The sequence below is a fragment of the Moorella mulderi DSM 14980 genome, assembly GCF_001594015.1.
Lineage (GTDB): Bacteria > Bacillota > DSM-521 > Neomoorellales > Neomoorellaceae > Neomoorella > Neomoorella mulderi.
Genome location: NZ_LTBC01000007.1, coordinates 67632 through 80922, shown reverse-complemented (window position 1 = coordinate 80922; position 13291 = coordinate 67632). Strand labels below are relative to the sequence as shown.

Annotated in this window: 14 protein-coding genes; all 14 read left to right on the top strand. The window is 52.0% G+C overall.

What is annotated here, in order from left to right:
* The first annotated feature begins 24 nt into the window (after positions 1-24).
* The 14 genes from MOMUL_RS09855 (at position 25) to MOMUL_RS09790 (ending at position 13290) form a co-directional block, all read left to right on the top strand.
* The gene (locus tag MOMUL_RS09855; RefSeq protein WP_062284547.1) at positions 25-423 is read left to right on the top strand and encodes a DsrE/DsrF/DrsH-like family protein; all 399 of its coding nucleotides are present in this window, start codon (positions 25-27) and stop codon (positions 421-423) included.
* Between the two features lie 23 nt (positions 424-446).
* Positions 447-686, top strand: a complete 240-nt coding sequence (locus MOMUL_RS09850; protein WP_054936299.1) for a sulfurtransferase TusA family protein — start codon at positions 447-449, stop codon at positions 684-686.
* A 113-nt stretch (positions 687-799) separates the two neighbouring features.
* Positions 800-1939, top strand: a complete 1140-nt coding sequence (locus MOMUL_RS09845; protein ID WP_062284545.1) for an NAD(P)/FAD-dependent oxidoreductase — start codon at positions 800-802, stop codon at positions 1937-1939.
* 17 nt (positions 1940-1956) lie between these two features.
* Positions 1957-2550: a helical membrane plugin domain-containing protein gene (locus tag MOMUL_RS09840; protein ID WP_062284543.1), complete on the top strand. Its 594-nt coding sequence runs from the start codon at positions 1957-1959 to the stop codon at positions 2548-2550.
* A gap of 408 nt (positions 2551-2958) precedes the next feature.
* Positions 2959-4110, top strand: coding sequence for a lactate racemase domain-containing protein (locus tag MOMUL_RS09835; RefSeq protein ID WP_062284542.1), 1152 nt, complete (start codon positions 2959-2961; stop codon positions 4108-4110).
* Positions 4111-4177: 67 nt separating this feature from the next.
* Entirely contained in the window at positions 4178-4480 is a 303-nt protein-coding gene (locus MOMUL_RS09830; RefSeq protein ID WP_062284540.1) for an NAD(P)-dependent oxidoreductase, read from the top strand.
* A 164-nt stretch (positions 4481-4644) separates the two neighbouring features.
* Positions 4645-5880 carry an MFS transporter gene (locus MOMUL_RS09825; RefSeq protein WP_062284538.1) on the top strand — a complete coding sequence of 412 codons (1236 nt, stop codon included), beginning with the start codon at positions 4645-4647 and terminating at the stop codon, positions 5878-5880.
* A gap of 207 nt (positions 5881-6087) precedes the next feature.
* Entirely contained in the window at positions 6088-6873 is a 786-nt protein-coding gene (locus tag MOMUL_RS09820) for an HpcH/HpaI aldolase family protein (RefSeq protein ID WP_062284537.1), read from the top strand.
* 27 nt (positions 6874-6900) lie between these two features.
* Positions 6901-7800, top strand: coding sequence for a 4-hydroxy-tetrahydrodipicolinate synthase (gene dapA, locus MOMUL_RS09815; RefSeq protein WP_201786501.1), 900 nt, complete (start codon positions 6901-6903; stop codon positions 7798-7800).
* Positions 7801-7818: 18 nt separating this feature from the next.
* Positions 7819-8790, top strand: coding sequence for a hydroxyacid dehydrogenase (locus tag MOMUL_RS09810; protein WP_062284533.1), 972 nt, complete (start codon positions 7819-7821; stop codon positions 8788-8790).
* An 89-nt stretch (positions 8791-8879) separates the two neighbouring features.
* Positions 8880-10166, top strand: coding sequence for a nickel-dependent lactate racemase family protein (locus MOMUL_RS09805; protein WP_062284532.1), 1287 nt, complete (start codon positions 8880-8882; stop codon positions 10164-10166).
* 25 nt (positions 10167-10191) lie between these two features.
* Positions 10192-10644: a tripartite tricarboxylate transporter TctB family protein gene (locus MOMUL_RS09800; RefSeq protein ID WP_054936291.1), complete on the top strand. Its 453-nt coding sequence runs from the start codon at positions 10192-10194 to the stop codon at positions 10642-10644.
* 11 nt (positions 10645-10655) lie between these two features.
* A complete protein-coding gene (locus tag MOMUL_RS09795; RefSeq protein WP_062284530.1) occupies positions 10656-12179 on the top strand; it encodes a tripartite tricarboxylate transporter permease in 1524 nt (507 codons plus the stop codon).
* Positions 12180-12240: 61 nt separating this feature from the next.
* Positions 12241-13290: a tripartite tricarboxylate transporter substrate binding protein gene (locus tag MOMUL_RS09790; protein WP_084785579.1), complete on the top strand. Its 1050-nt coding sequence runs from the start codon at positions 12241-12243 to the stop codon at positions 13288-13290.
* Position 13291 lies beyond the last annotated feature (1 nt).

Here is a 13291-nt window from a genome sequence, read left to right as displayed (position 1 = left end):
ACAAAATAGAAAGGAGAATTATCCATGGAACAACCCAAACTGTCCGTTATCCTACTCTCAGGAGAACTGGAAAAGTTACAAGCAGGGTGCCTGGTAAGCTCAGTAGCTTCCATGTCGGGGATGGAAGTCAACGTTTTCGTAACTATGGAGGCGTTAAAGGCTTTTCGCAAAGATGTAATCAGTGCCAGGGAGTTTAAAACCGCCGGTGAGGTAGGCCGGGAAATGCTCAATAAGAATGTCGACCTGTTCTACCAGCTACTAGAAAATGCGAAAGACATGGGTAACCTGAAGGTATACGGCTGCGCCATGGCCATGGATTTGATGGAGTGGAAGAAGGAAGACCTCATAGATATTTTTGATGACGTAATCGGTGTTACGGCATTCCTGGGTAAAGCAGCCGGCAGCCAGGTCATTGTAATGTAAGTAAGATTATTTGGAGGGATAACATGTCCGAAGTAAATATCACAAAAACTATTGACGCCCGGGGCTCTTATTGTCCCGGACCGTTGATGGAACTGGTAAAAGCGATTAAGCGCGGTCAAATAGGGGACGTATATGAATTGTTGTCCAGTGATAACGGCTCGGCCAAAGATGTACCGGAATGGGTCAACAAAATGGGACACGAGCTTGTATACTGCCGGGAAGATGGAGATTTCTGGCGCATTGCTGTCAAGAAAACAAAATAGCTGCTGGCCGGATGTTAACGGCCGGAGGGGGGCGCAGGTAAACTAAAGTTTAATTCCCTGCGCCCGCCCTGCCGGGTCTTCACTAAAGCTTACTGCTTAAGGGAGTGTCGTACGTGACCAGGCGCATCATCATTGTCGGCGGCGGCGTGGCCGGTACCATGGTGGCCAACCGGCTGGCAAAATCTATGGAAAACGAAGTTTATAACGGCGAGCTGGAAATAGTATTGATTGGTGATACCGGCAAGCATATTTACCAGCCGGGCTTCCTGTTCATGGCCTTCAATGAAGGCTTCCTGGAGCAGTTTGCCAGGGAAGAGAAATACCTGCTGCATCCCAAAGTAAATTTCGTTATGGACGCAGCGCGCCATATCGATGTTGACAGGAAAAGGGTTATTACCGGCAAGCAGTCTTTTGACTACGACTTTCTGGTAATAGCCACGGGGTCATACCCCGATATGGAATCGGTTCCGGGCCTGGCGGCAGGCGGTCACACTTTCTATACACCGGAAGGCGCGGAGAGATTACGGTATGAAATGCTGAATTTCCAGGGCGGCACCCTGCTAGTAACCATCGACGTACCCCATAAGTGCCCGGTGGCACCCCTGGAGTTCATTTTCATGGCTGACGATTACTACCGGGAAGCCGGTATCCGCAACAAAGTGCAGCTAAAGTACACTTACCCCATCGGCCGCGTTCATTCCCTGGAACCTGTTGCTAAATGGGCCGTAAAGGAATTCGAAAAGCGTGGTATTGAATATGAAACCTTTTTTAACCTGGAAAAGGTTGACCCCGAAAAGAGAATTGCTTACAACATGGACGGTTCCGAGCACCCCTATGATTTGCTGATTGCTATCCCGGCCCACCGGGGAGCTAGAGTAATTCAAGATTCCGGGCTGGGCGATGAAGACGGCTTTATCCCCACCGACCGTTACAGTTTAAAGATGGAAGGGCAGGATTGTGTCTATGTGATCGGCGATGCCACTGACCTGCCTGTCAGCAAGGCAGGTTCAACCGCCCACTATGAAGCCGACGTAGTCGTGAGAAATTTAATCAGTGAATTAAAGGGGCTGCCGGCAACCCATCGTTATAACGGCAAGGCGTTTTGTTTCATTGAGACCGGGTTAAACGAGGCCACGTATATCACCTTTAATTATAAGCAACCGCCGCAGCCGGTGCCGCCCTCAGAGATGCTGCACTGGTTTAAGCTTTCTTATAACGAAATGTACTGGTTGTCTGCCCGGGGGATTTTATAAGGGGGGAGTGAGGAAGGATGGCCCAACCCGCCAGGAAAATAGTGGGAACTACCAGTACGGAGCCGGAACTACCCGGACGCTCGCGGGAAATTTTGGACCTTATCAGCGCCGGTATAGATTCCCTGGAACCGCCTGTTATCCAGAATATGGTTACCAATTTAGTCCGGCTTGGTGAAATGGCCGATGAATTTAACCGGCCGGAGATGCTGGATCTTTTCCGGGAGGTCGCCAGGGCCGGCAGCAACCTCCGCAGCTTAATCGCAGAAATTAGAGAGCTGCAGGAGACGGGAACGATGACTACCTTGCTGGAGCTTGGGAGAATGGCCCAGGCTATGAAGGATTCGTTAACAGCCGGGGTGGTCACGGGGATTTTACAACAGGCTGTTAATGCTTTATCCATGTTGGACCGGATACAAATGCTCCAGGGAGACAGGCTCGTGACAGGTATGATGGCCGCTATGCAAGAGGCCATTCGAGAAAATAAGGATAAATCCCCGCAAAGCGTATTGAGCCTGCTGCGGCAATTAAACAACCCGGAGGCCAGGAAGGGCCTGGGTATCTTCGCTTCTTTCCTGCAAAAGCTACCAGAGCATTTGGGTTTTACCAATTAGCTTTCGTTAACCAAGCTGCCGGCCGGGGCAGCTTTTTTGTTTGCTTGCCAGAGATGCGAGGGTTGATAGAAATTTTTGTTGAAAAAAAATAAATCAACAGCAGGAATTTTAGTGATGAGAGCGCATAGTTAAATATAGACTAAATATAGACTGACACATTGGCTCCTTATTGTTATCAACTGGTGCAAACTTTTTGCAAAAAAGTTCAGCTCAAGACAGTAATTTAAATAAATTAGTCTAAGAAGTAAATGGAGGATTAGTTTCTATGAAAATTCAAATGCCCCACGGACCCGGTTTTCTATCCATTAAAGTCCCAGACCAAAACATCATTGGTATCCTGGAGCCGCCATCATTGGCACCCATTACCTGTCGTTGACGCGGTAATCAAAGAGGCTTTAGCCTGCCCCGGTGGGTGCCAGGCCCCTCGAACAACTCGCCCGCCCGGGTATGAAAGTTAGCGTTGCCATTTCCGACGCTTCCCGGCCCAATATTGAGCAATGGATCCTGCCGGTAGTATTTGGGGAGCTAAACGAAGCGGGAATTAAAGACGAGGATACTACGATTATTGTAGGCACGGGTTCTCACCGGCCGGCTAGTACGGAAGAAATCGCCGCCATGGTGGGGGATAAAGTTAACAGTGTCCGCGTCATCAATCACTTTTCCGATTCCAGTCCTCTGGTCGACCTGGGCCGGACCTCGGGCGGTTACCCGGCCCTGGTGAACCGCTATTTTTATGAAGCTGATCTCAAGATCGCCCTTGGCACGATTTTACCGCACCCCATAGCCGGATACAGCGGCGGCGGCAAGGCCATAGCCGTAGGGTTATCTTCAAGTGAAACAATAAGCAGTATCCATACCCCGGCCACCCTGGACGACCCGCGCACCGGGCTGGGCAAGGTTGAGGGCAATCCCTTTATTCAATTTGGTTACGATGTAGCGCGGCTGGCGGGCCTGGACCTGCTAATCAACGCCGTAGTTAATGAAAAAGAAGAAATTATTGACGTCATTTGCGGTGAGGTAGAGCTGGCCCACCGGGCCCTGATCGAACGTTCGGCACGCAGTGTTTATGAAGCCCATTTCCCCGCTCCGGCAGACATCGTAATCGTTTCTGCCGGTCATCCCAAAGATAACAACCTGTACCATGTCGCCGCCGAGGCCCTGGGGGTAGTGGCCGGTAACGGGGTCCAGTACCCTTGCGTTAAAAAGTGGGGGACGATAATCGTCGTTTCTCCCATGGCCGAGGGGATATATAATGAAACGATGTTTGAATGTTTGAGCAAGGCGACACCGGCAGAGGTGGTGCGGGAACTGAAGACGGCGAAAATAGACCGGCCGGGAATGCACCGCGCCTACGCTACGGCCCAGATCCTCTGCGACCATGAAGTTATCTTTGCTGAAACGAAATTAGACCCGGATATAACCCGCCAGGTCCATATCAAGCCCATGGCCACCGTGGCCGCGGCCCTGGAATATGCCCTGGCCAAGCACGGTACACAGGCCAGCATTTTGGTAATTAAAAACTCTCACCGGCTGGTGCCTATTTTAGCAGCCAAAAATTAGCAAGGAGGACCTGTCCTTTAACGCCGGAAAGCCGGGGCCTGATTAATAGCGAGCGGTTGAACCGGAAATGAAAAAGACAGCCATCCTGGTCAATAAGGCCAGGGGGCCGGTTATTGACGGGCCCGCCCTCTACCGGGCCCTAAAAAAGGGGCAGATTGCCGGTGTTGGGCTGAATGTCTTCCCTGTAGAACCGCCGCCGGCCGGTGAGCCCTTACTAGAGTTAGATAACATTGTGGTAAGTCCCCATATGGGCGCGGTGAGCGAGGACGCCATGATTCGTATGGCAACCGGTGTGGCCCGGGGTGTTATCGCTGTCCTGCAAGGACAGAAGCCGGCTCATATAATTAACCCGGAAATATACCAGGAATAATCCCTATATACGTACATTCCGTCCGGGCGGCACCGGTATTGGTGATGAAGATATTAAAGACGGCGAGACAGCTCTGAAATATACCGTTACAAAATACGTAAAAAACCCCATCAACTTATATTTATTCCGGTATATGGGAGCCCGGGATTGAAGGGGACCGATATATGAACAGTTGGAAAGCCAACCTGTACAGCGCCGTGGCCGTACAAGTAATGGTGACGGCCACTTTCCATATCGTTACTCCATTTTTACCCTTTTATATTGCCGAGCTGGGTATTACCGGGGCGGGGGAGTTGAGCAGGTGGAGCGGGTTTTTGTTAGGCATAACCTCCCTCTTTACCGGGCTCCTTTCTCCTTTTTGGGGCCATCTCTCCGACCGCTATGGACGGAAGCCCATGCTTATCCGTTCTGCCGCCAGCATTGCCCTTTTTACTTTTTGCACCAGCCTGGCCACCAATATCTATCAAGTCCTTATTTTTCGCATCCTCCAGGGGTCCTTCAGCGGTTTTTCACCCGCCGCCATGTCCCTCATAGCCACCAGCGTACCGGAGAATTATTTAGGCTACTCATTGGGATTATTACAGGCAGGACAGGTGTTGGGATTTCTTTTGGGGCCCTTATTAGGCGGAATTCTCTCCGACTTCCTGCCCTACCGCCGCGTCTTGCAGCTGGGAAGCCTCATGGCAGTAATGGCCACCTTGCTCGCGAGTTATGCCATCCATGAGCGTTTTGAACCCCGCCAACCCAAAGAAAATAGAGAAGCAACGACCTCCTCCTTTTTCTCCTGGCCTTCTTACATCTGGGTCATGTTCACCGTGATTTTCCTTTCCCAGTTTGCCACCCGGGGCGTGGAGCCCCTTTTGCCCCTCTACGTGAGAACCCTGGTGGGGTCCTCTACGGCCCTCAATACCTTTTCCGGGGTAGCAGTTGCCGTTCAGGGCATTTCTTCGGTCCTGGGCGCCGCCCTGGCTGGGCGTCTGGCCCCCCGGGCGGGATATAAAAGGTTGCTAATTCTTAACTTGCTGTGTGCGGCTTTGTTTTACCTTCCCCAGGGCATGACAATGAATATCTGGTTGTTAATGTCCCTGCGCTTTATCCAGGGTTTTTTCCTGGGCGGGCTGCTGCCCCTGACTAACTCTTTAATAGGGTTGCTTACCCCGGCGGAAAAAAGAGGCAGCGTTTATGGTTTGACCTCCAGCGCCTTTTTCTTTGGTAATTTTTCCGGGCCCCTTGTTGCGGGGTTTTGGTCAGCCCATTTTGGTCTCCAGTCAGTTTTTTACGTAGCCGCCGCCCTCCTCATCGTTAACCTTATCTGGGTGCTCGCCGGGGTTTGCGGCCCGGCTAAGCGGGGTGACAAAGAGAGCGGCCTTGAAGGAGGCCATAAACGGGCGCGGGCTTAAGGTAGCGAAGAACAAAGCCTGGCGGCCATTAAAACTGGGGCCGGAATGGAGGATTTATAAAGGATAGGGGAATAGGTTTTATCCCTGGCTTTAAAAAATTTTTTCCAGGCAAGGAGGAATTTTCGTATCAACGTCGAATAGCTATAATTGACAGACACATCAAATCACAAAATAATAAAGTGATCTCATAGTAAGGAGCTGACCTTTGTGCGGGAGAACAAAGTAAAAAAATCCCTGGCCAATGGCGAAGTAGTTATTGGCACCATGATCTCCGAAGTCCGGGGACCGGGTATTATCACCATGCTGGCCACAGCCGGCTATGATTTCGTCTACATTGACATGGAGCATTCTTCCTACAGCATTGAAACCGTGGCCGACATGATAGCTGTCTCCAAAGCCTCTGACATTGTGACAATTATTAGGACACCGGGCCTGTCGCGCCTGGCCCTGTCCCGGCCCCTCGATGCCGGGGCGGAGGGGCTTTTAATCCCCCAGGTAGAGAGCGAAGAAGAAGTAAAGAAGATTGTTGAGTACACTAAGTATTACCCCCTGGGCGAGCGCGGCATGGCCCTGCGGCGTGCCCATTCCAACTTTGCCCCGGTAAAAACAGCCGACTATATTAAGCTGGCCAATGAACAAACTTTAATAGTCATCCAGATTGAAAGCGAAACGGCCATCCGCGACCTGGAAAAACTCGTAAGTGTACATGGAGTGGATGCGGCCTTTATCGGGCCTGCTGACCTTACCCAATCCTACGGCATACCTGGCCAGACCAATGACCCGCGGATTACCACCGCCCTCGAGCGGTTTATCCGGGTTTGCAATGATCACGGCGTGGCGCCGGGTATCCACGTCTATGACATGGAAAGCGCCAAAAGGTGGATCGACGCGGGTATGAGGCTGATAGCCTACTCCAACGATATCAGCATGATCGTTGACACGGGCCGCAGGTATACTACCGAATTAAAAGACTACGTCGCCTCGCGGCGCTAGATACGATAAATCATGGGGGTAAAAGCAATGGCAAAATTTGTACCCAGGGGCATTATCCCGGCTATGGCCACGCCCACGGACGAGTGGGGAAACATCAACGAAGGCGCGCTGCGCAAGCTGGTCAATCATTTAATTGACGGCGGGGTACACGGCCTTTTCCCGGTAGGCAGCCAGGGCGAGTTTTTTGCCCTCACTATGGAACAAAAGAAGAAAGTTATTGAAATAGTGATCGACGAAACCCGTGGCCGCGTTCCTGTTTACGCAGGTACGGCGGCACTGACAACGAAGGAAGCTATAGAAACGACTAAAATGGCCCGCGACCTGGGCGTTGACGCCGTATCCATCCTGACGCCCTTTTTCACCAACCTGAGCCAGAAGGAGGTTATCGGGTTTTACCTGGACATAGCCCGGGCCGTCCCCGACCTGCCGGTATTGCTTTACTCCAATCCGGGCAGGACCAAGGTGCCTATTGCGGTAGAAACCGTCAAAGAGCTGGCCGCAGTAGACAACATTGTCGGCATCAAGGACTCCAGCGGCGACATGACCCTCACGGCCGAATACATCAGGGTCACGCGGGATATGGACTTTTCTGTCCTGGCCGGCCGGGACACCCTCATCTATGCCACCCTCTGCTACGGCGGTACCGGCTCCATTACGGCCACGGCCAACGTAGAACCCCGCCTGGTGGTAGAAATTTATGAAGCCTTTATGGCCGGCGATCACCGGCGCGCCCTGGAGGCCCAGTACCGCCTGGCACCGCTGCGCCTGGCCTTTGAACTGGGCACCTTTCCCGTGGTGATCAAGGAAGCCTTGAATATGATCGGCATCGACGCGGGTAAGGCCATCCGGCCCGTTGGTCCCCTGACTGAAGAAAACCGGGCTCGCCTGCGGCAGGTCTTGCAGGATATGGGCGTAGTTAAAGCATAGGGTGGTGCGAAAGGTCATATGAAGAAAAAAGTCTTGATCGTCCAGCCGATCCACGAAAGCGGCCTGAAGGTGTTTGACGACCGGTTCGAGGTGCGGGTCGCTCCCGACCCGTCGGTAGAAACAGTTAAACGCGAGATCAAGGGTGTGGAAGGCGTTATCGTGCGCACGGCGCCTTTCACCCGGGAAATAATTGCGGCTGCCGACAGCCTGAAAGTCATTGCCCGCCACGGGGTGGGCGTGGATAACATCGATCTTCGGGCAGCTACGGAAAGGGGTATCCTGGTACTCAATACGCCGGATGCCAATGCCGTTTCCGTTGCTGAGCATACCCTTACCGCCATAGGTGCCCTGGCCAAGATGGTGCTCCCTATGGACCGGGCCACCCGCCGGGGCGACTGGGAAGCCAGGAATGAATACAAGGCCGTGGACCTGGACGGCAAGGTGCTGGGCCTGATAGGTTTGGGCAGGATCGGGAGCATGGTAGCCAGGAAGGCTGCCGCCGCCTTTAACATGCAGGTAATCGCGTTCGATCCTTATGTGCGGCCCGAAGTGGCGGCGAAAAATGGAGCCGTATTATATGAGGATTTGGACCGCATCTTCCGGGAAGCTGATGTTATATCCATTCACACTCCCCTCACGGCTGAGACCAGGGGCCTGGTAAATGGCGCCAGGCTGGCCCTGATGAAATCTTCGGCTTTCCTGGTGAACTTCTCCCGTGGTGGCGTGGTGGACGAGGAGGCTCTGTATCGCGTTCTTAAAGATGGCGCCATTGCCGGCGCCGCCCTGGATGTTTTCGAGGAAGAGCCCCCCTCACGAAATCATCCGTTATTTGAGCTCGATAATGTGCTGCTTTCTCCCCATAGCGCGGCCCTGACTCAGGAATGCGTGGTCAGGATGGCTACCGGCGCGGCCCGGGGGGTAGTTGAGGTACTCACTGGCCGAGAGCCACAATTTGTGGTTAACACGGAAGTTTTAAAGCAACAGCAGTAAAAATTTACCTGCTAAGCAAAGGGCCTAAAGGGGGTTGCTTGCAGGACAAAATAGGACGTGGCGGGTCGACTGCAAGGAGGAATTTATTAGTGGCCAGGTATTCCGTCCCCAATGGTAAAAAAATGGTGGAATTTGAGATACCGGATGGAGTAGATGTGACCGTCGTTGAGTCCCGGAAGCTGCCGATCCTTCCCGACACGGAACGGGCGATCAGGGAGGCTGTCGCCAACCCTATTGGCTGCCGGCGCCTGAAAGATATGGTGCGACCAGGGCAGAAGGTGGCTATAATCGTTACCGATATTACCCGGAAACTACCGGAGGAAATTATCCTGTCTGTTTTAATAGAAGAATTGCTGGCTGGCGGTATCCGCCTTCATGATATCACCGTAGTGGTGGCTACCGGGACCCACAGGCCCAATACCCGCGAAGAGCTTGTTGACATGTTTGGCGAGGAAAACGTCACCCGCCTGCGCTTCGTCAACCATAACGCCTGGGATAAAGGGGGGCTGGTGCACCTCGGAAAATCCAAAAGAGGCATACCTCTGGTAGTCAATAAATATGTGGCCGCAGCAGATATTAAAATCTCCACCGGGGTTATCGAGACCCACCTCTTGGCCGGCTACAGCGGCGGCGTAAAAAGCGTGGCTGTTGGTGTAGCCGGGGCGGAGACTATAGCGGCAACCCATAATTTCGAGATAATGGCAGAAACCCGTCTGGGGGTGGTTGAGGGCAATACTTTCCGGGATTTTTTAACTGAGGCCACACTGGCTATTGGCCTTGACTTTATCGTCAACGTAGTCCAGACCGGCAATAAAGAATTGGTCCGGGTGGTGGCCGGGCACCCGGTGGCGGCTTTCCTGGAAGGCGTCAAGACGGCGCGGGCCATGTATGAGGTGGAGATCAATCATCAGGCGGATATTGTCATTGCCGGCGTTAGTTACCCCAAAAACCGCGACCTCTACCAGGCCACCAGGGCAGCCAACACGTCTGTCTTCGGGCCCCGGCCGGTGGTGAAAAAAGGCGGGGTGATCATTATCCCGGCCAGCTGTGAAGACGGCTTCGGCCACCCCGGCTACGTGGAGTGGATGGCCGCGTCCGGTGGGCCTGACGACATTATTGAACATGCCGCGAAGGAGGGTTTTGCCCCCGGGGATCAAAAAGCACTAATTTTGGCTTGGGTTCTAAAACAGGCGCGGGTGGTTGTGACCGATTGTGAAATTCCTGCAGGAGAATTAAAAAAGATATATTTAGAAGCCATGCCTACTTTGCAGGAGGCAGTGAACAGGGAAATTGCGGGTAGAACCGGTGTGAGGGTAATTATAATCCCGGATGCCCTTCTTACTCTGCCCATTTTGCGAAAACAGCAACTCTTATAATTTTATCCAGCCGGGGGTGGTGGCGGTGAAGAAACATATAAGGACCACGGGCGTCTTTTTAATCATCGTTGGCGTGGCTATAATGGTCGACTCTGTTATGGTGCTTAAACTTGGAAATTATCATAATCCGGATTCTGGCTTTTTGCCCTTTTGGTACAGTTTACTGATGGTAATATTCAGCCTGGTGCTGGTAATCAGTAATTTGGGTGCTGATGACCGGCCGCAACCTTTTTGGGAACCCCTGCAATGGGTAAATCCCTTAATAGCTGTCATAATTATAGGATTATACGGCTTTATTATGGAAAAATTAGGATATTTACTTGCTACTTTTATATTTCTTCTGGTATGGGAAAAGCTTTTGGAGCATGAAAAATGGTTGAAAACATTGGTTATTTCCGTCTTCGGGACCATTTCATTATATTTAATTTTTGAGCATATGCTGGGGGTCCCGCTTCCGGCAGGCATTTTCGCTCTATAGGGGGGCAAGTAATGGGCATTTTTGAAGGTCTTTTTAACGGATTCTCCATTGCCCTGCAGGGCTACAACCTTTTATTTGCCTTTTTAGGCTGCTTGCTCGGCACGGCCATCGGCGTCCTTCCCGGCCTCGGCCCGGCGGCTACAATATCACTACTCTTACCGGTAGTTTATAAAATGAGTTCACCGGCGACATCAATAATTTTTTTGGCCGGAATTTATTACGGTTCGATGTACGGCGGGTCGACGACTTCGATTCTCCTTAACTTGCCGGGTGAGGCGGCATCGGTAGTTACCGCGATAGATGGCTATAAAATGGCTTTGAAAGGTCGGGCAGGAGCGGCGTTGGGAATTGCCGCCATTGGCTCTTTTATCGCCGGCACTATCGGGGTGATTGGTTTGAGCATAGTCGCCCCTCCCCTGGCCGAATTTGCCCTGCGCTTTGGGCCCCCGGAGTACTTTGCCCTCACCCTTGTGGGGCTCTTGCTGGCGGTATTTCTTTCGGGATCGTCCATAGTAAAGGGGCTTATTGCCTTACTCATCGGTCTTTTGCTGGCGAGCGTCGGTCTTGATCCCATTACCGGTAAGGTCCGTTTTGCCGGTGGAATTATAGGCCTTCAAGGCGGTTTTGATTTTGTAACTCTGGCCATGGGGGTATTCGGCATCGGCGAGATTTTATATAGCCTGGAACAAAACATTAAAGGTGAGATTGTAACTACAAAAATCGGCAAAGTTTTTCCTACCATAAAAGATTTCATAGAAGCGAAATGGGCGATTATTCGCGGTTCGTTAATCGGCTTTTTCGTTGGCATCCTTCCCGGCGGTGGGGCCGTAATTGCTTCCTTGGCGTCCTACGCCGTGGAAAAGAGGTGCTCCAAGAAACCGGAAGAATTCGGCCAGGGGGCCATCTGCGGTGTAGCAGGTCCGGAATCCGCGAATAACGCTGCCTCTAGCGCCTCATTTATACCCCTGTTAACCCTGGGTATCCCCGGTAATGCCTCTATCGCCATGATTTTTGCAGCGCTGATGATCCAGGGGGTAACACCCGGACCTTTCCTGGTAAAAGAGCACGCCGACGTCTTTTGGGGAGTTATCGCTTCGATGTATATAGGCAATCTGATGTTGTTGGCCCTCAATCTACCCCTTGTGGGTCTCTGGGTTCAACTTTTGAAGGTTCCTTTTGGGATTCTGGCACCGGCGGTGGTATTGTTCACCTGTGTAGGCGTCTACAGCATTGCCAACGATACCTTCAATATATATGCCTTACTGTTCTTCGGCCTCCTGGGCTATTTTATGCGCAAACTCGATTTTGAGCCGGGTCCGTTACCTTTAGCCTTTGTACTTGCCCCCATAATTGAGAATTCTTTAAGGCAGTCTCTTTTGATGTCGGGCGGCAGTATGGCCATCTTTTTTACCCGACCAATAGCGGCGACTTTGTTCGCTATCTTTATAGCTCTGGTGATTGCACAAGGTCTGCAATCGTTACGTCAGCGAAAAAGGTCGAAGGTTTCGCCGGAAATGAGCACCGGCGAAGTTTAATACAGCCTTCGTAAAGCTATCTACGGGAAATAAACTTAATGGAAAGGGGTAGAGAATTAAAATGTATCGTAAGAAAGCCTGGAGAATATTGGGTCTGTTGATGGTCGCCCTGCTGGTGCTCCTTATTGCCAGCGGCTGCGGCGGTAAATCTGCTACTCAGAACAATACCCCTTCTCAAGAGAAGAACGAAGGGGCTGCGGCAACAAGCAGTAAATATCCAGAAAAACCCATCACCATTATCGTTCCTTATGCGGCAGGCGGTTCTACCGATGCCCTGGCCCGGGCCATTGAAAAGGTGTGGACCAAATACTGCCCGCAGCCCGTCATGATTGTTAACAAACCGGGCGCTGGCGCTGTTGTAGGTCGGGAATTTGTCAAAACTTCCAAGCCCGACGGTTACACCTTAATGATAGGCTACGGTTCAGGGGAAGACTTGATCGGTCCCCAGTTGCAAAAAGTACCCTACGATCCTCTGAAGGATTTCACGCCTATTGCAAGGATGTCGATCCACTCAACCATTATTTGTGTCCCTGGCAACTCCCAGTTTAAATCAATGAAGGAGCTTATTGATTGGGCTAAAACTAGTAATCAGCCCGTCACCGCCAGCGTATCGACGGCTACGGGCAACGTCAATATCACCATGCGCGGGATCGGCAAAGTTACTGGCATTAACATCGTTCCCATACCCCATCAGGGTGGCGCCCAGGCCATTACCGACCTGATCGGCGGGCATGCCATCGTAGGCGGCGGTTCCGGCAACGAAGTGGCGCCACATATTCAGGCTGGCAGGCTGCGTCCTCTGGCTGTAGATCTACCGGAGCGCGATCCCGCCTTCCCGGACGTGCCGACATTAAAAGAACAGGGCATAAACTTCTACAGTTGGGGCTCGGTGAAGGGTATTGCCGCTCCGGCCGGAACTCCTAAAGAAGTGGTTGATTATCTGGCTGGCGTGCTGAAAAAGGTAAGCGAAGATCCCGAGTTTAAAGAGTCGATGAAGAATCTCAATCAGCCCATCCTTTATATGGGTCCCGAAGAATATCAGAAATTCTTCAAAGAGGCCTATGACTATTTCGGCAAGCTGATTAAAGACCTGAATATAACATTGCAATAAA